This is a genomic window from Cohnella sp. WQ 127256, assembly GCF_024519285.1.
Taxonomy (GTDB): domain Bacteria; phylum Bacillota; class Bacilli; order Paenibacillales; family Paenibacillaceae; genus Cohnella.
Genome location: NZ_JAMZCY010000001.1, coordinates 206,256 through 225,354 on the forward strand (window position 1 = coordinate 206,256; position 19,099 = coordinate 225,354).

Consider the following 19,099-nt stretch of genomic DNA (forward strand, 5'->3'; position numbering starts at 1 on the left):
AAATGTTGGATATATGGTAAAATTAATAAATGTAAGTAAACTACAATAATTAAGAGACAAATGGAGGAGTAAGCGTGGTGCGTCGCAATGATTGGCGTCTCGCTAGCTTGTATATTTGTACGGTTGGTCTATTTTTGATCATTAGTATTGTTAACTATGTCTCCTTCCGAGAAATTACCACATCTACAACTCAAGTAAACGAACAAATGTATCCGTTGGATCAAACGGTAGGCCATTTATTACTGGCTGTCGTGAGCCAGGAGACTGCAATTCGTGGATTTTTGCTTACTCAGAATCAGACATTCCTAGAACCTTTCGAGCAAGGGAAGCGTGAGGCTGAGATCGTTAATCAACAATTAACCGATATTGGCATAAGAGATCATCATTACAAGGCAGCTATTGAATCGATTCAGGAAAGTTTGGCTCAAGTGGAGCTGTTTTTTCTCCAGGTTAAGCAATTAATTGATGATGATCAGGTTGAAGAAGCCTTTATATTGCATAACGAAGGTAATAGTGAGATGGAGCTGTTTCGGGAACAAATTCAGAGCTTGTCCAAGCTTGTGGTGAGCACGATAGCGAAGTCATGGAGCGACCAGAAAAGTCGTGCCAATTACTCTATGAATATGATTATTGCTGGCTCGATTATTTCTTTCTTCGCTATTATTGCAACATGGATGATGTTCCGAACAACGAAGCAAGCTCTCAAAAACACGTTCGATAGTGAGAGACGTTATCGAAGATTAGTGGATCATTCGCCGGACGCGATCGCCGTTCATCAAGATGGAATTGTTGTGTTCGCCAATCCAGCGTGCGCGCAATTGATGGGGGTCGATGATTCAGCGCAATTAATCGGCATGCCGATGTTGAAATTCGTTCATCAACCCTTTGCGGATCTCGTCGTAAGTCGTGCTAAGCAAGCGATAGAAGATAATGAAGTTGGAGCCTTGGACGAGCAGTTTATTAAGCTAGACGGAGAGATAATAGACGTGGAGGTCACCGCCATCGGCTTCCCATACAATGGCCGTCCAGCTGTATTGATAATGGCTAGGGAAGTCGGATTTCGTAAGGAAGCCGAGCGTAAGATGGAAATGGCTAATACCTTGCTGCAGCGATTATCTATGTTGGATGGATTAACGGGTATTTCAAATAGACGATCGTTTGATGAGGATATTCAGAAATACTGGAATGCTTCTAAACATAATCAGGTACCCATTACTATTTTGCTGTTTGATATTGATAATTTTAAAGCTTATAACGACTTTTATGGTCATCAAGCAGGAGACGTCTGCTTGCAGAGTATTGCCGATACGGCAGAAGATGAAGCGAAGAAAGTTGGTGGGACAGCATATCGTTATGGTGGAGAAGAATTTGCGATCCTATTGCCAGATCTTAATGAGGATAAAGCATTACATGTAGCGAGTAGGATTAGACAGGCTATTGAGGAGCGGTTTATTCCCAATGCAGGTATTTCCTCAGATACCCTTGTGACCATTAGCATCGGTGTAGCGACTTCCGATCTTGCTTACGACCAAAGCTGGGAGCAGTGGCTACGGGCTGCGGATCAAGCCTTGTACAAAGCCAAAAATCAAGGAAGAAACTCAATATCAGTAGCAGAAAAAGTTTTGAATTAAGCAGTATTTCTACTTATTTCCGTGGAATCGGGGATATACGGCCTTGATGTTCGATAAATCGGTATAGGTGGCAGGCTCAAGCGAATAGAGATGGATACTACGGCATATTACAGGGTTAACCGTCGTTTGACGGACTGCTTTAAACCGTCTAAGCTATAATAAAGCCGTATACCCTTTTTTAGTTTATTTATTTTAGTTAGTTATTTTTCATTATATAAAGGAGGTGTACCTATCCTCTCCAACTGGTGAGGATAGGGATTATTTGGACAGTGACCCCTTTCCATTAAGCGTGGACTTGGTTCTCATTTTTGTCTTGGTGCTTCTGAACGGCTTCTTCGTAGCGGCAGAATTCGCCATGGTCAAAGCTCGTGGTTCAAGAATTGATACATTGGTGCAAGAAGGGCACAAAAAAGCGAAGGTCGCTTCTCATCTGATGGATCACCTTGATGCTTATTTATCAGCCTGTCAGCTAGGTATTACCCTCTCTTCACTGGGGCTTGGGTTGATCGGTGAACCAGCGATTTCCCGAATGATCGAGCCTTGGTTTGAAGCGATGAATTTGAGTGATAAGTTTATTCACCCCATATCATTCATTATCGGTTTTACACTTATTACGATTCTCCATATCGTTCTAGGTGAAATGGCACCGAAGTCGGTTGCCATTCGTAAAGCCGAAGCTGTTGCTCTTTGGACGGCTACTCCGCTGATTTTTTTCCGTAAAGTAATGAGTCCCTTTATCTGGGTACTCAACGGTATCGCGGGATTATTACTTAAGCCCTTTGGTATCGATACTTCGGAAGTTTCTTCTTCTGGCCATACGGAGGAAGAAATTCGGATCTTAGTGAAAGAGAGTCACAAGAGCGGGTTGATCGATAAGACCGAGTTAACGCTTATGGATAATATTTTCGAATTTGCTGAAACCAATGCACGCGAGATTATGATTCCCCGTACTGAGATGAGCTGCCTATTCGGCAATTTGTCGTTTGAGGAGAACAAAATCATCGCACTCCGCGAAATGCACACGAGATATCCTGTATGTGAGAAGGATAAAGATAATATTATTGGATTCGTCCATATTAAAGACTTATTGAAAGTCACAGACAACTCGATTCTAGACATTCGAGATGTAATGCGCCCGATGACAACCGTACCAGAGAGCATGCCGATCAGTACGTTGCTTAAGCTGATGCAGAAGCGGAAATCGCAAATTGCGATTCTGATTGATGAATATGGTGGAACCTCGGGTTTAGTGACACTGGAAGATATCATGGAAGAAATCGTAGGGGAAATTCAAGACGAATTCGATGAAGAGCGTCCTGATGTCGAGAAGCTGGATGAAAGCACTTATTCGATTAATGGTATGATGCTCATTGAAGAAGTGAACAGCTTCTTCGGAATCGATATTTCTACAGAGGATTACGATACAATTGGTGGCTGGATATACTCTCAGATCGAGAATCCACCGAAGAAGAACCAGTATGTAACCTCACTAGAGGGCTTCCGGTTCACGATTGAAGAGACCGATCACTTGCGAATAGCTAGAATCTTCGTTACTCGATCGGACGAAGTAGACTGGGAACCGCAAGCTGAAACAGGTTAAAAAAACAGGCAGTATAGGGGATGTAGATCTTTCTCCTATACTGCCTGTTTTGGATTCCTATGTGTCTTTGCGTCTGTGAGGCATGTGTGAATCTACACTTTAAGTATTGCCACGACGCATATGCACGAGCAAGAAGCCTAAGGCGCCTACCAGGGCGAATAGAGCGCCCGTTCGAAACACATAAGATAAACCCATGGCATCGTAGAGCCAGCCTCCAAGCGTTCCTGCAATGAGCCCAGCGAGACCGGACCAGACTACAGCGAACACAGCTTGTCCGGATGAACGATATTCATCAGGAATTAAAGTTTGCAAACAGCGTAGAGCTGTAATATAGAAAATAGCGAAGGTGATACAGTGCATTGTCTGTAAGGCAACCATCATCCATGGCTCACTAGCATAGCTGAGTAATCCTAAGCGAATCACGTATAAGAAGCTTGCAAGAGCGAGTAACGGTAGCTCACGGAAGCGATGCCCGAACTTTGCGAGTAAGAAGAACATGGGAATCTCACTCACAGCGGAAGCCATTGAGGCGAATCCGATAATAGAATCATCAGCTCCGATCTCCCTCATGGAGATGGATAGAAAGCCCTCATTTAGTCGATGAGCAACAGATACAACCATGATGAGGAGGAAGAAGGTAAGTGTTTCCTTTCTTCGTATGAGAGTCCATAATCCACTGAATTCAAATTTTTTCAATGTTGCTTGATAGTTGCTGATAAAGAAGGAAAAAATGAGCGAAACTACAATCGTGCAAAGAGCAAGGATAATGGTCAGGTCCGACCCATACATTTTTAACAAATAACCGAAAGCGATAGCACAAATGGCATAGCCAAGCGATCCGAACATTCGAATAGCTGCAAAGCTTCGTTTCAACTGTTCTGCTGCAAGAAGTGAAACACTATCCAGCATGGAGTTGTTAGGCGTCTGGAACAAATAGAATAAAGCCATAATGCCAGCCATAATACCGAATTCTTTCTGCGGCAGTAGTAGCGCAAGCGCTAAAATTTGAACGCAATAAAGTGTGCTGAGAATGCGGCGTAAGTTTTTGGTGCGGTCACTTAAAATACCGACAATTAAATTAGATACAATGGACAAAAAGGGACCCACCGAGTAGATAGCCCCAATCTGAAGCTTTGTATATCCGAGGCTTTCGAAATAAAGTGGAAAATAGGTGATAAGTAGTACAGCGGTCGCGTAGTTAGCGAACTGCATCGTTCTCAACACGAAGATTTGCCCTCGCACCGATTGTATAGCTGGTTTGTCCATACATCGTATTCCCCTGTTCTAAGTTGATCAATAATTAATTTACCACTCGATGACGACGACGAAATAGCCAAGTCAAGAAAATCAATTCCGCGATGATTCCTCCAGATTGAGCCAATGAACCTAGAACGCCACTCCATGCGGGCAAAAACAAGACGAGCAGGACTATCGAAATCGCTGTAATAATCGCATTAGCCATTTGAGAACCGAACATGAGCTTAGTTTCTCCATGTGCCATGACAATTCCATTTAAAGTGTCGAGCCAAGGGAATACAAGCACAAAGGGGAAAAATCCCCGCAAGGCATGAATACAAGCTTCAAGTAAGTCACCCTTAACCCCTAGAATATGAGAAAACATCCAAGCCCCAAGTGGCGTGAAAGCCATTAATAACATCAGAAGTGGGGGGATAAAACCTAATAGAAGTGTGAATTTACGAACAATGGCCGGATTGGATTTGACGAACAATAGAGCAATTTGATGAAAATAAGTAAAGAAGCCGAGAACTAAATTCATTAAACTGCCGGCTACGGCGAAAGAAGCTACAGCAAGCGTTCCTCTATCGGTCGTTCCAAGCAATGCATTTAAGATAGGCAGCAGCCAAACGACAATGAGGGAGGAATAAAGTAATGGATTGTAAAAAGCCATAACTTCCTTAGGCTTCGAAACTTCACAATCCGGATCCTTGTCCGGCAGCTTCTTCAGCAGCCTGCTGGATTCCCACCAACTGATGCCTGCTTCAATCATCATTCCGAATACGAAAATAACCGTTCCCTGTAGCGCGCTGTCGACACCGACCTTAAGAAAGTATTGGGAAAGTAAGAACATCCCGCCTAAGCGGAAGATCATCGCGATAGTTAGCCAACGCGTCCTCATTTTGTAAATAATGACCCCTTGGTACAAACAACGAATACCCGAAAAAACGGACAAGAACATCAACGCATAATAGGCATGGACCGCTTCTCTTTCAACGATGGGGTCGGCGCCGTATGCACCCCCAAAAATCCAATGACCGATTGGTGTATAGGCCACAAGTGCTCCGAAGATGAGGGAAGCTCCAAATACATAATAACTAACTCGTCTTACTGCCCTGAAGGAAATCCGATCTCTCACTAATGCCGAAACCGTTTGCCGGAACAATACTGCAGGCTTCTCAGTTACGATGAGCAGACTCATTGCCAGCGCATATCCTGCGAGAATGATTTCAGGATTGCTTGATCTTGCTAAAGTACCATTAATAATGACATGGGATAAATTGATTAACAGGACAGAAATACCCATCGGTATGAAAAATATGAAAAGCCGTCTCAAAGAGACCGGCTCGTTATTTGTCTTCATAAAAGAGCTCCTTTTAGAGCGGTATGTATGCTCATTCGCTGGGATTGCTTGTATTATAGCAGATTCTGACGAATATCGGGGGAGGAATTCAGACAATAAATCGGACGATAATGCTGGATTTCGCCGGTGTGAAATGATAAATTAAAGAATAATGCTTTTTGATAGGCTTTAGTTGAAGATTGGGTGAGAGAGATGCAGATAGACGAGCAGTGGATTAACAACCAATTCGAATATAGCGAGCGGCACGGAATATCAATTCCATGTCTGGATCGCGATTGGGATGAGCTCAAGCTAGAACATCGGATTGGAATACTCGCACACTGGGAAATGATTCGTGGTAATATTCCAGAACATATTATGCGCTTTGAAGCTATCATTAGGATTAAGCAGCAAAAGTTGTTCGAGGAAAATGATTTCGTTCAAGCCTGTCTTATTAATTCTGAAATTGCCGATTTGGCTAGCCGAGTAAATGACCTGAACATCTGGTTTCGTACGCAGCAAAACTTGAATGACCATTCAAAAATGCATATTGGATAGTGCAAGTGGAGGTACTACGAAATGAAGAGCCAAACCCTGCTAGTTGGACGATCTCCTCGCGGACCGTTTTCGTTGATGAAGAGAGTATATAAATATATTTTGCCGGAGGTTCGGGCGGAACTGGGACGTTGGCGTTCACGCGCCAATGAAATTCCGAATCTTGAACTTCGCAAGCAAGCTCTCGACAGTATGAACACTAAGCAATTTCATTGCGAAGGTGGGGGAGTGTATGCTGCCGCAAATCTAGAGCAACGGCATGTGCTAATCCCATTAATCGTGGCGCTACAGACGATTAGCGACTACTTGGATAATTTGTGTGATCGAAGCACATCCCTTGATCCACACGATTTTCGGCTAATTCATCAAAGTATGTTAGATGCGGTTACACCTGAGGCGCAAACCCAAAATTATTATGCCTTGAGGGAAGAGCAAGACGATGGGGGATATCTTGCTGCGCTAGTTACTCAGTGCAGAGCCTCTATTGCTCAATTACCTACGTATAAGCATGTGCAGAATGATGTTATCGAACTTGTACAGATGTATGTAGACTTACAAGTTTATAAACATATTACCCACTCAGACAGAGAGCCAGAGCTTCTGAAGTGGTGGGATAGACACTCTGCTCGGTATCCACAACTAAAGTGGAATGAATTTGCAGCAGCAACAGGATCAACCCTAGGGATGTTTATGTTATTTCTGGCAGCTAGCGATCCTATGCTTAAGGCTGATCAAGCCGAAGCGATTAGGAATCATTATTTTCCGTCGATATGTGGCTTGCATATTCTCCTTGATTATTTGATTGATCAAGCTGAAGATCAAATAGGCGGAGATTTGAATTTCTGTAGCTACTATGACGATCAGGCCATGCTAAATGATCGAATGAAACAAATGGTTCAAGCCGCTAGAAGATCTGCTGATGAGCTTCCGTTTGGACATTTTCATCGTATGATCGTGGAAGGCTTGGTGGCTTTGTACTTATCTGATCCTAAAGTTCGCGATCAGAAGGAAGTTCGAAGGACGGCTAAGCTTCTTATGAAGGGAAGCCCTTGGACGAGAGTGTTTTTCTGGCTGAACAGCCATTGGATACGAAAGGCAATGTAAAGACATAGAGATATTTAGGGAGGAATTCGGATGAGTGCAGTGAAAAAAATAGCAGTATTAACAAGCGGTGGAGATTCACAAGGGATGAACGCAGCGGTCCGGGCTGTCGTGAGAAGCGCTTTGTACCGAGGACTAGAAGTATACGGAGTACAAAGAGGTTATCAGGGGCTACTTAACGAGGATCTGAGACCGATGGATTTGCGAAGTGTAGGAGATATCATTCAGCGTGGTGGAACCATTCTCCAAACGGCACGCTGCAAAGAGTTTATGACTCCGGAAGGTCAACAACGCGGAGCTGAGGTGCTTCGTAATAACGGTATCGACGGTTTAGTCGTAATCGGAGGAGACGGTTCTTATCATGGTGCTCATAAGCTAAGTAAGCTAGGAATTAAGACGATGGGACTACCGGGCACGATCGATAACGATATTCCATTTACGGATTTTACTATCGGATTTGATACTGCGGTTAGTATTGTGGTAGATGCGATTAACAAGCTTCGTGATACAATGACTTCCCACGAGAGATCTTCGGTAGTAGAGGTCATGGGTCGCCATTGTGGTGATATTGCTCTGTATGCTGGCCTAGCAAGTGGAGCTGAAGCCATTCTCGTTCCGGAGGTTCCTTTCGATATAAAAGATATTGCCATGCGCATGAAAGACAACTTCAGTAAAGGGAAACGCCACGGTATTGTCGTCGTAGCTGAAGGAGTTTGTTCTGGAGAAGAAGTCGCAAGAAATATTACAGAATATAGCGGCATCGAACCACGGGTTACTGTGCTTGGACATATTCAACGCGGTGGTGCTCCGACGCACAACGACAGAATTCTGGCTAGTCGCCTTGCGGACTATGCGGTTCAACGTTTGCAGGAAGGTGATTCCGGGAAGGGAATTGGCATTATTAAAGGAGAATTCGTTGCAACCGATATTGAGAAAGTAGTCACAACGAAGAAGTCTTTTAACCTCGATATTTATAATCTGGCCTTAAGATTATCTCAATAATTGAACATAGATGTTAAGAGACTGCTCAGGAGGCCAATCGGTCATCCTGAGCAGTTTTCTTGTTTCCGGTAGATAGGAAATAGTATAGCGAAAAAATAGAAATTCTATTATAATAGCAATTGTGAGAACAAAATTTCAGGTAAGTTGAACAAAATTTCAAATTTTGCTTAATGAATGGTGTGAATTTTGTTGGAGAACGACAAAATGAGGAAGGTAATTGAAGCTGCAAAGCTATATTACCAATTAGATTACAGTCAGAATCAAATTGCAGACACGTTGGGAGTATCTAGGCCGACGGTGTCTCGTCTTCTTCAGCAAGCGAAGGCTGAGGGTATTGTCACGATTGATATTAAAGATCCAACGGAAGATGTTGAAGTTCTGAGAAGCTTGCTTAAAGTAAAGTTTCAGCTTAAGCATGTTGTAATCGCTTTTACTCCGACTTATGAAGAAAGCGTAGTGAAGAAATACATCGGGCAAGCTGCGGCGAATTATGTTCATGAGTTGGCCAAAGACGGTGATATGATTAGTGCTTCGTGGGGTTCAACGATGTATCAGGTTGCCCTTCACTTGAAGGAAAAGTCACTAAATAACTCCTTTGTCGTTCAATTAAATGGAGGCGTCAGTGATGCAGACGTTCACATTTCTCCCTCTGAGATTGTACATTTGTTTGGTAAAGCTTTTAACGTCACGCCCTATTTCATGTATTTGCCAGCAATTGTAGACCATATTCTTGTTAAGCAAGCGATGCTCACAGATCGCCATATTCGCAGAGTAATGGACATGGGGAAAAACGCAAATATAGCCGTATTTACAGCTGGAGCGCCGACACCGGATTCTGTGTTGATCAATTCGAATTATTTTCATGATGATGAGCTTGAAATTATTAAAACGAATGCAGTTGGTGACATCTGCTCAAGGTATTATGATAGCAACGGTGAAATCTGCTTGCCTAGTATTGATGAACGCACGGTTGGTATTGAACTAGCGGATTTACGTACGAAGGAGCATTCCGTTCTCGTCGCTGGCGGCCCATCTAAAATTAATGCGATTTTTGGTGCTTTAAAAGGGAAATATGGAAATACTTTAGTGACGGATCAAATCACTGCTAAAGCTTTGTTGAAAAAATTGGACACATAGGAGAAATGACAAATATGACACCTGAACAAATTGCCGGAATGATTGACCACACTTTATTGAGTTCGATAAGCTCCGAAGCGGAGATTATACGGATTTGTGGGGAAGCAAAGCAATATGGTTTTGCAACAGTATGTGTGAATCCTTACTGGGTTCCTCTTGCCTCGCATGAATTAAAGGGCAGTCAAGTAGGAGTAACGACCGTAATCGGATTTCCACTTGGGGTCAGCAGAACTGAAATAAAAGCAGCGGAAGCAACGGATGCTATTCATGCAGGTGCAACCGAGATCGATATGGTTCTAAATGTTGGTGCCTTGAAGTCTGGACATCTAGATGCGGTCAAACGAGATATTGAAGAAGTCGTCAAAGCTTGCAAAGGTAAAGCAGCGGTTAAAGTTATAATCGAGACTTGTTATTTGACCGATGAGGAGAAAAGACAGGCTTCTCTATTATGTAAAGAAGCGGGTGCGGATTTCGTAAAAACTTCTACTGGGTTTGGTACTGGAGGAGCGACTGTTGAAGATATCGCACTCATCCGTCATGTGGTTGGACCAGACATGGGAATTAAAGCATCCGGTGGGGTTCGTGATGCGGATATTGCTGAGAAGTTAATTCGAGCTGGTGCGACAAGGCTTGGGGCGAGCGCCTCAATCGCGATCGTTACAGGTGGGGTTGGACAGGGGTATTAAGCCTTATAAGGATAGCCAGTGTGCAACAGGGAGGGAAATGAGCAATGAGAACTGTTGATCTAATTACGAAGAAGCGTGATGGTGGACAATTAACGGAAAACGAAATAAATAGTCTCGTAAAAGGTTACACGAATGGGTCTATTCCTGACTATCAAATGTCAGCGATGGCGATGGCTATCTTCTTCCGAGGAATGACATCAACGGAGAGAGCGAATTTGACGATGGCCATGGTGCATTCGGGCGAGACTATTGATTTGTCTGCGATATCCGGTATTAAAGTAGATAAGCATAGTACGGGAGGCGTGGGAGATACAACTACGCTCGTTCTTGCCCCGCTCGTTGCTTCCATTGGAGTTCCCGTTGCCAAGATGTCAGGAAGGGGACTAGGCCACACTGGAGGTACAATCGATAAGCTGGAATCTGTTCCGGGCTTTCACGTCGAGATCGACAATGCGACATTCATTGATCTAGTCAATCAGAATGGACTTGCGGTCATTGGACAAAGTGATAACCTTACTCCTGCGGATAAGAAGCTATACGGACTTAGGGACGTAACGGGCACCGTCAATTCCATCCCTTTAATTGCCAGCTCCATTATGAGCAAGAAGATTGCTTCTGGTGCGGATGCTATTGTTCTGGATGTCAAAACAGGTGATGGCGCCTTCATGAAAGAGCTGGCTGAAGCTGAAGAATTGGCCACTTGTATGGTTGATATCGGTAATCGTGTTGGACGGCGTACGGTTGCCGTGTTATCTGATATGAGTCAGCCACTTGGGAATGCGATTGGTAACGCTCTAGAGGTTAAAGAAGCAATAGATACGTTAAGAGGGGTCGGACCTGCTGACTTGACCGAGCTATGCTTGACGCTTGGTAGTCATATGGCTGTGTTGTCTGGGGTTGCTTCTAGTAAGGAGGAAGCTCGGACTTTACTGGAGCAAGCCATCGCAAATGGAAGTGCTCTTGAGAAGTTTAAGACGTTCCTTACCGCGCAAGGTGGTGATGCTTCGGTTGTTGACCATCCTGAAAATTTACCTACAGCAAAGTATCGTTATGAGGTACCAGCGAAGGAAGCGGGATATGTGGCTTCAATTGCAGCCGAGAATATGGGACTAGCCGCGATGCTTCTTGGAGCGGGTCGTGCGACTAAGGAATCTATAATCGATCTAGCGGTTGGAATCGTGATTCACAAGAAGATCGGGGACTCCGTAGAGCTTGGACAATCGATCGCGACCATCCATGCGAATAGTGAATCGGTAAATGAAGTTATCGCTCAGGTATACGAGTCTATTCAGATTCAGGGCCAAGCTGTAACTCCACCTCCTTTAATCGTTGGAGAAGTGAAGTAGACTTAGAATTTGGACGAGTAGTTGGTAAAAGTGAGGTATACTTTACTTTATTAGGGGGGAAATTGAAATGGGCCAGTTGCTTCGTCAAATGGAAGAGGCGAAAACTTATATTCAGTCTCAAACAGCCATTCAACCGCAAATCGGTCTTATCCTTGGCTCCGGTTTAGGTGAGCTTGCTGATGAGATTCAAGATGCAATACGAATTCCTTACGAATCGATCCCGCACTTTCCGATATCTACGGTTGAGGGTCATGCGGGCCAGCTTGTCATCGGGCATCTTCATAATAAGACGGTCATCGCAATGCAAGGGCGATTCCATTATTATGAAGGCTATTCCATGCAAGAGGTCACGTTTCCAGTTCGAGTAATGAAAGCATTAGGGGTAGATCAGCTTATTGTAACTAATGCGTGCGGTGGGATGAATCCCGATTTCAATCCTGGAGATTTAATGCTCATCGAGGACCATTTGAATATGACGGGTGCCAACCCACTGATTGGGTCCAATGATTCTACTTTGGGACCAAGATTTCCAGATATGAGCCGTGCGTACACACCTGAATTACTTGAGCTTGTCCGTGATACGGCCAAATCACTTGGTATTACTGTCCAACAGGGTGTTTATGCCGGAATTACTGGACCAACGTATATGACGCCAGCAGAATTGACGATGCTCCGGAAGCTAGGTGGCGATGCAGTTGGAATGTCCACCGTTCCCGAAGTTATCGTAGCTAGTCATATGGCAATGAAGGTCATTGGTATTTCCTGTGTAACGGATATGGCGATCGGTGAGCATTTGGAGCCGTTAAGCCATGAACAAGTGATAGAGGTGGCCAATCGTACCAAGCCGATGTTTATCTCTCTAGTTAGAGAGATTGTGGCTAGATTGTAAACATTTCTTTTACGAATCGTGATCCATGAGGGTTCAGGACAAAGTTGATATTTAGCCCAGTCCTTTTATGCTATAATTTGATATGTTTTGGTTTAAGAGTTCACACATTAGATATTGGGGAGGCTTTTAAGGTGAAAAAAAGTATTGTGACGTTGGCCATTTTGACAATGGTGTTTTCTGTGCTTGTAGGTTGTGGTAGCAAGAATAATAATAATGGTGGCGCGAGTTCCCCGGCAACGGAAAGCGGAAGCTCCGCTCCAGCAAAACCGACTGCTGACTTTAAAGTGGGTATGGTTACAGATTCGGGAACAATTGATGATAAGTCTTTCAACCAAGGAACTTGGGAAGGCGTACTAAGAGCAAAAGCGGACTTGGGAGTTAAAGAGAAGTACTTGAAACCATCTGGCACGACAGAAGCCGACTATATGAAAGAAATCGGTAACCTCTATGATGCTGGCTTTAAGTTCATCTTAGCTCCAGGCTTTAAGTTCGAAACAGCGATTTTCAAGGCCCAAGATAAATATAAAGATGCTAAGTTCGTTATTATTGATGGTGGACCGCATGCTGGAGATTATAAATATGATGTAAAGCCAAACACGGTTTCAATTTATTTCGCTGAGCATGAGTCTGGCTATTTAGCGGGGATTGCTACTGCTCTTGAAGTTAAAGAAGGCGAAGCTGGCTTCATCGGGGGAATGGAAATTCCTGCGGTTCAGAAGTATAACTGGGGCTTCCAACAAGGTCTAGCTTATGCAAACGAGAACTTGGGTACTAAAGTAACGATTAAGAAGGATAACGTTGTCTATCAAGGAAGCTTCGATAACGTTGCTGCGGGTGGTCAATTGGCTGCGCAAATGTACGATCGTGGCGTTAAGGTTATCTTCGCTGCAGCTGGCGGCGTTGGCGTAGGAGCAATTAACGAAGCTAAAAACCGTTCGGACGTATGGATTGTAGGCGTAGATAGTGACCAATATAAAGATGGCGTGAAAGCAGATGGTAAGTCGATTATTCTGACTTCTGCTATGAAGCAACTTGACACTGTTGCATTTGATATGATCAAAGCTGAAGCTGAGGGTAAATTCCCAGGCGGCGAAACTTTGACATTTGATGCGAAAAATGATGGCATTGGTCTTCCGAAGGAAAATCCGAATCTTTCGGCTGAGACAGTAGCTAAAGTTGCAGAAGTGTTTAATAAAATGAAAGCCGGCGAAATTACTGTTGCTGGTGAGCAAGGCACCTTGATCAAGTAAGAGAGATTGAATTGAATAGAAAAAAGACGGGTACTCCGTCTTTTTTTGTTCAACAGACCTGATAAGCGATCGTGATGGGCTTATCAGGCGTGTTGAACTCGAACTAGTACTCTTATCGTTAATTATAATCATTCGTCCTGTCCAGAGGAGGGAGCTTATCATGGATTACGTAGTGGAAATGTTAAACATCAGGAAAGAATTTACCGGTATCGTTGCTAATGACGATATTACATTGTGCTTGAAGCGTGGGGAAATCCATGCTTTGCTCGGAGAGAACGGCGCGGGTAAATCCACACTGATGAGTATTCTGTTCGGTATGTACCAAGCTGACCGAGGAGCAATAAAGGTTAACGGTAAGGAAGTAAGGATCACCAATCCGAATGTCGCGAACGAGCTCGGAATCGGTATGGTTCATCAGCACTTTAAACTGGTGGAGGATTTTACAGTTACGGAAAACATCATTATGGGCATAGAGCCTCGTAAGTGGTTTGGACTCGGAATTGATATTAAGAAAGCTAGCAAGAAAATCTCTGAGCTATCCGAACGTTACGGCTTGAATGTTGACCCACATGCTAAGGTTGAGGATATCTCAGTAGGCATGCAGCAACGGGTGGAAATTCTCAAGACATTGTATCGGAACGCAGATGTACTCATCTTAGATGAACCGACAGCAGTATTGACGCCACAAGAGATCGAAGAGCTTGGTCGCATTATGAAAAATCTGATTGCTGAAGGCAAATCAATTATTATCATTACGCACAAGTTGAAGGAGATCAAGGCTTTCGCCGATCGTTGTACGGTTATTCGACGTGGGAAGACAATCGGTACGGTTGATGTCGCTCCGACCAGTGAAGCTGATATGGCGGAAATGATGGTTGGTCGAAGGGTTTCCTTTAAGGTGGACAAGATTCCAAGTGTACCCGGCGAAGTCGTGTTAAAAGTGGAATCGCTTTCTGTAAAAAATGCTAAGAAGGTCCTTGGACTTAAAAACTTCTCGTTAGAGGTTAGAGCAGGTGAAATTGTCGGTATTGCTGGAGTAGAGGGCAATGGGCAATCAGATTTGATAGAAGCGGTCACTGGACTTCGAAAAGCTGAGTCAGGAAGCGTTTTTCTGAATGGACAAGAGATCACGAATAAGTCAATTCGTGAGCGAATTGAAGCTGGTATTGGTCATATTCCTGAGGATCGCCAGAAACGGGGATTAGTCCTGGATTACACCTTGGCAGAAAATATTGTGCTTGAGGTTTATCATCGTGAGCCCTATTCCCGCAAAGGGATTTTAAAGGATGCAAAAATTAAGCAATATGCAAATCAGATTATCGAAAGCTATGATGTTCGCTCAGGAGAAGGTGCTGCTTCTCTGGCTAGATCGCTCTCCGGGGGGAATCAACAGAAGGCGATTATCGGTCGGGAGATCGAACGGGATCCCATTCTGCTCATAGCTGTTCAACCGACAAGGGGACTTGATGTGGGCTCAATAGAGTACATTCATAAACGTCTGATCGGTCATCGAGATAACGGCAAGGCGGTACTGTTAGTCTCGCTTGAGCTGCAAGAAGTCATGAATATTTCAGATCGAATTGCGGTCGTGAATCAAGGAGAACTGATTGGCTTGGTACAAGCCTCTGAGACGAGTGAAAATGAAATCGGATTAATGATGGCTGGCGTAAAAAGGGAGGAAGGCGCATGAATAACAAAATTGTCGTCTCCTTATTCGCCGTTGTATTCGGATTGTTGGCTGGAGCTATCTTGATGTTGGTGACAGGTCATAATCCGATTACTGGTTATTCTTATTTGCTCGAAGGTGGGCTTAAAAATCCGGAAAGAATCGGGAATACGCTCGCTACAGCTACACCTCTGATTTTCAGCGGGCTTTCAGTCGCTTTTGCATTCCGGACAGGATTGTTTAATATCGGAGTTGCTGGACAATTGCTGTTCGGAGGCTTCTGTGCATCGGCTGTAGGATTAAGCTTAGATCTTCCGAAGGCGCTTTTGCTTACTCTCATGCTACTTGCAGGATTTGTGGGTGGAGCTCTCTGGGCGGTTGTCCCTGGTTTCTTGAAGGCTAAATTTAATGTACATGAAGTTGTCTCTTCGATCATGATGAACTGGATTGCCTATTGGACAATATACTATGCGGTCCCTGCTTATCTGAAGGGAGAATTCCTGGAGACGGAATCGAAAGCTTTACCGGACACCGCTTCTCTCAAGGTTTCATTCCTAACCGAGATGTTCGATGGTTCTTATATTAATCTTGGTCTATTCGTCGCAGTGCTTGCTACTATTATAATCTCCTTCATCATTAACAAAACAACTTTTGGATATGAACTGAAGGCAGTGGGGCATAACAGACATGCTGCAGAATATTCAGGTATCGCCGTTAATCGGAGTATTATTTTATCGATGGCAATATCAGGTGGGATTGCGGGAATAGGTGGAGTTGCACTCTATGCAGGTAATGCGTCGAATATCCAAATTGGGATTTTACCCTCACAAGGCTTCGATGGGATTGCGGTCGCTTTACTAGGGGCTAATGCTCCGGTTGGTGTGTTGCTCTCCGCGTTGTTCTTTGGTCTCTTGTACTCGGGAAGAGGATTTATGAATGCGATGACTGATATTCCTCCCGAAATCGCGGATTCAATCATTGCGATCATTATTTATTTCGCAGCTACGAGCATTCTAATCGAACGGCTAGTTAGATGGCTTATCCGTCGTAAAGCAAATGCCAAATCGTCTGCAGAGCATGAAGGGAAGGTGAAGTAGTCATATGTGGACAACGATTACACAAATTGCTCCGTATGCCATTGTTTTCACCATTCCATTGCTTATAACCGCATTAGGCGGACTGTTCAGTGAACGAAGTGGTGTTGTTAATATCGGACTAGAAGGGCTTATGATCATGGGTGCCTTTGCTGGAGCATTTACCATTTTCAAGCTACAGGCTCAATATCCGAACAATCCAAGTGTCATGTGGATCGGTCTTCTTGTGGCTATGCTGGCCGGAATGTTATTTTCTCTCCTACATGCTTTTGCAAGTATTAATCTAAGCGCTAATCAGGTTATTAGTGGTACAGCGATTAATATGATTGCTGGAGCTATCACGATTTTCCTGGCACGCAACATGACCGGTAGCGGTAATATTCACATCGGCAGCTTTGTGCCTTTTAATGTACCTTGGCTTTCCGAGATTCCCATTATCGGACCATTGATCTTTACAAAAACCTATTGGACCACATGGTTAATTCTAATCATAGTTGGCCTAAGCTCCTTTATACTCTATAAGACACCGTTTGGTTTGCGTCTAAGAGCCTGTGGAGAGCATCCGCATGCTGCGGAGGCAGCGGGTGTCAATGTGAAGAGAATGCGGTATTTCGGTGTTATGATCTCGGGAGCGTTCTCAGGTCTCGGCGGGGCTATTATCATCGTGACCTATGCGGGTGAATTTACTGGCAGTGTTGCGGGACTAGGCTTCTTGGCTTTAGCTTCGTTGATATTTGGACAGTGGAAGCCGTTAGGTGTTCTCGGTGCAACTCTGTTTTTCGGGATTGCCAGCACAGTTGCGAACGTATCACAGGTCATTCCATCGCTCGCTGTGTTCCCGCCCATCATTCTCAAGGTTTTCCCGTACGTCGTGACGCTAATTGCATTAATTGTGTTTTCTAAGTCCTCTAGAGCGCCTAAGGCAGTGGGGGAACCCTACGACTCCGGTAAGAGATAGTTCCAAGAGATTACGTCTTAACCAGCTTGTGAGTTGTGATTTTGTTAAAGTGTAGGAATCGAGAAGGAAGTTTCCTTTATTAGTAAAGAAGAAGCCTTGGAGTACCACCGTCAGTGTGGGATACGGGGCTTCTTTTTTGTGGACTATACTCTTTTTGAGCGGGCATGTGCATCACGGAGTGCGTGGAGTGCTGCTGCCAGAAATAACGGAACCACGATCCGTAATATCGGCAACAATAAGTCCGCGAGGCGGACTTATCCTTGGCATTGCATATTAATCAAATGGGGCAGATTCCATAAGGTCGCTTGACCTTATGGGATCTGCCCCATTCTAGTTGAATAAATAAAGTGCTCAATCGTTTAATATTTAACGCCCGCGGTATATTTATTGCCTGCATTCCAAAGCAGGTATTCTTCGACTCCACTATCATTTAGAGCTTTAATTTGTGCTTGTACTTCCGCGGCACCATATTTTGTGTAATGCCCTTTGCCAAGCCAGCTTGCCGTGAAATCTTGAATCCAAGGCCGGATAATTGGTTTATTGTCACCAAGCGGATCCAGCTTCTTGTGGGTGTCGTCCATTGCGCCCTTAATTGTAGCGTAAGGAGCTCTATCCGGATCTTTTTGCTTGAACCATCCCGTGCTGTAATGGCTTGGGTAGATCATCGGACTAATAACATTTACCGCATTTGAAATTTTGACGAAGTCTTGACCAATACCTTCGGCAGCGGGAACGGATGCTGCGTAACCGAAAATATCAACTGAAACGCGAACTCCTAGAGGTGCCAGTTCTTTCTTCGCATACTCCACAAAGCCAGTAACGATATCGACTCGGTTTAGCTCATTCTTCGTAAACTTCAAGCCGTCCGCCTTTTTCTCAAAGCCTTCTGGGAATCTGACGTAATCGAACTGAACTTCCTTAAAGCCTAGCTTAGCAGCTTCCTTGGCAACTTCAACGTTATATTCCCACACTTCTTTACGGTAGGGATTAACGAATTTATCATTATTCTTATTGTGCCAAACCGTTCCATCCTTTTGTACGAATGAATACTCTGGATGATTTTTGGCGAGAACGCTATCCTTGAATACGACTACCCTTGCGATGGGGTAAATTTCATGTTCTTCTAATGTAGTCATCAGCTTGTTGATGTCTTTAATGTAAGGCTGGGGATTACCTAGCTTCTGCAACTTCGGGTTGTCTGTCTTATAAGTAATATTTCCTAGATCATCCTTGATATCAATGACCATTGCATTTAATTCCGTCTTATCCAACAAGTTAAGTAAAGTCGCCATTCTTTCCCCGCCAGCACTATATGCTGTTACATAAATCCCTTTAACGACGGGTGCATCGGGTTGAGGATCGCCTGCATGCTCAGAGGTTTGATCACTATCATCGGGAGTTGTTGTGGTCTGCTGACTTACTGAGGTTGTAATCGTTTTCCACAATTTACTCGAAGAACCATCGCCAGATTGCGGATTTCCTAATGCTGTGTTTAAAAGTAAAATAAAAGTCAATAAAATATTCATCCTGTTTTCTCTCCCTTTAAGCTCTGTACCCTGATTATAAACGAGAATAGGGGGAGTAAACACAGGTATTTTGTAGTATT

The 19,099-nt window shown here is 44.0% G+C and carries 16 protein-coding genes; 13 read left to right on the plus strand and 3 right to left on the minus strand.

Annotation, left to right across the window (positions count from 1 at the left end; genetic code table 11):
- Positions 1 to 74: 74 nt before the first annotated feature.
- Both M1K58_RS00920 and M1K58_RS00925 read left to right on the plus strand, forming a co-directional pair.
- Positions 75 to 1,631 (plus strand): sensor domain-containing diguanylate cyclase, encoded by a 1,557-nt coding sequence (locus M1K58_RS00920; RefSeq protein WP_256756786.1) that lies wholly within the window; start codon positions 75 to 77, stop codon positions 1,629 to 1,631.
- A 262-nt stretch (positions 1,632 to 1,893) separates the two neighbouring features.
- Positions 1,894 to 3,231: a hemolysin family protein gene (locus M1K58_RS00925; protein WP_256756787.1), complete on the plus strand. Its 1,338-nt coding sequence runs from the start codon at positions 1,894 to 1,896 to the stop codon at positions 3,229 to 3,231.
- Positions 3,232 to 3,330: 99 nt separating this feature from the next.
- Here the strand turns inward: M1K58_RS00925 and M1K58_RS00930 are convergent, their stop codons facing one another.
- Positions 3,331 to 4,497, minus strand: coding sequence for an MFS transporter (locus tag M1K58_RS00930; RefSeq protein ID WP_256756788.1), 1,167 nt, complete (start codon positions 4,495 to 4,497; stop codon positions 3,331 to 3,333).
- A gap of 34 nt (positions 4,498 to 4,531) precedes the next feature.
- Positions 4,532 to 5,830 carry a multi antimicrobial extrusion protein MatE gene (locus M1K58_RS00935; RefSeq protein WP_256756789.1) on the minus strand — a complete coding sequence of 433 codons (1,299 nt, stop codon included), beginning with the start codon at positions 5,828 to 5,830 and terminating at the stop codon, positions 4,532 to 4,534.
- Between the two features lie 192 nt (positions 5,831 to 6,022).
- On the opposite strand from M1K58_RS00935, the gene M1K58_RS00940 reads away from it, so the two are divergent.
- From M1K58_RS00940 to M1K58_RS00990, 11 genes are all read left to right on the plus strand, one after another.
- The gene (locus tag M1K58_RS00940) at positions 6,023 to 6,367 is read left to right on the plus strand and encodes a hypothetical protein (protein ID WP_256756790.1); all 345 of its coding nucleotides are present in this window, start codon (positions 6,023 to 6,025) and stop codon (positions 6,365 to 6,367) included.
- Positions 6,368 to 6,388: 21 nt separating this feature from the next.
- Entirely contained in the window at positions 6,389 to 7,468 is a 1,080-nt protein-coding gene (locus M1K58_RS00945; protein ID WP_256756791.1) for a tetraprenyl-beta-curcumene synthase family protein, read from the plus strand.
- A gap of 30 nt (positions 7,469 to 7,498) precedes the next feature.
- Positions 7,499 to 8,467: a 6-phosphofructokinase gene (pfkA, locus tag M1K58_RS00950; RefSeq protein WP_256756792.1), complete on the plus strand. Its 969-nt coding sequence runs from the start codon at positions 7,499 to 7,501 to the stop codon at positions 8,465 to 8,467.
- Between the two features lie 189 nt (positions 8,468 to 8,656).
- Positions 8,657 to 9,604 (plus strand): DNA-binding transcriptional repressor DeoR, encoded by a 948-nt coding sequence (locus M1K58_RS00955; RefSeq protein ID WP_256756793.1) that lies wholly within the window; start codon positions 8,657 to 8,659, stop codon positions 9,602 to 9,604.
- Between the two features lie 5 nt (positions 9,605 to 9,609).
- Positions 9,610 to 10,290 carry a deoxyribose-phosphate aldolase gene (deoC, locus tag M1K58_RS00960; protein WP_372339085.1) on the plus strand — a complete coding sequence of 227 codons (681 nt, stop codon included), beginning with the start codon at positions 9,610 to 9,612 and terminating at the stop codon, positions 10,288 to 10,290.
- A gap of 44 nt (positions 10,291 to 10,334) precedes the next feature.
- The gene (locus M1K58_RS00965) at positions 10,335 to 11,636 is read left to right on the plus strand and encodes a pyrimidine-nucleoside phosphorylase (RefSeq protein WP_256756795.1); all 1,302 of its coding nucleotides are present in this window, start codon (positions 10,335 to 10,337) and stop codon (positions 11,634 to 11,636) included.
- Between the two features lie 67 nt (positions 11,637 to 11,703).
- Positions 11,704 to 12,525, plus strand: coding sequence for a purine-nucleoside phosphorylase (locus tag M1K58_RS00970; protein ID WP_256756796.1), 822 nt, complete (start codon positions 11,704 to 11,706; stop codon positions 12,523 to 12,525).
- A gap of 131 nt (positions 12,526 to 12,656) precedes the next feature.
- Complete coding sequence (locus tag M1K58_RS00975; protein ID WP_256756797.1) at positions 12,657 to 13,775, plus strand: BMP family lipoprotein; 1,119 nt, start codon at positions 12,657 to 12,659, stop codon at positions 13,773 to 13,775.
- Between the two features lie 160 nt (positions 13,776 to 13,935).
- Positions 13,936 to 15,465, plus strand: a complete 1,530-nt coding sequence (locus tag M1K58_RS00980; protein ID WP_256756798.1) for an ABC transporter ATP-binding protein — start codon at positions 13,936 to 13,938, stop codon at positions 15,463 to 15,465.
- Positions 15,462 to 16,538, plus strand: coding sequence for an ABC transporter permease (locus M1K58_RS00985; RefSeq protein ID WP_256756799.1), 1,077 nt, complete (start codon positions 15,462 to 15,464; stop codon positions 16,536 to 16,538). Before M1K58_RS00980 ends, M1K58_RS00985 begins: the two co-directional genes overlap by 4 nt.
- A gap of 4 nt (positions 16,539 to 16,542) precedes the next feature.
- Positions 16,543 to 17,493 (plus strand): ABC transporter permease, encoded by a 951-nt coding sequence (locus M1K58_RS00990; RefSeq protein WP_256756800.1) that lies wholly within the window; start codon positions 16,543 to 16,545, stop codon positions 17,491 to 17,493.
- Between the two features lie 359 nt (positions 17,494 to 17,852).
- Here M1K58_RS00990 and M1K58_RS00995 read toward each other — a convergent pair whose 3' ends face one another.
- Complete coding sequence (locus M1K58_RS00995) at positions 17,853 to 19,019, minus strand: putative glycoside hydrolase (RefSeq protein ID WP_256756801.1); 1,167 nt, start codon at positions 19,017 to 19,019, stop codon at positions 17,853 to 17,855.
- Between the last annotated feature and the right edge of the window lie 80 nt (positions 19,020 to 19,099).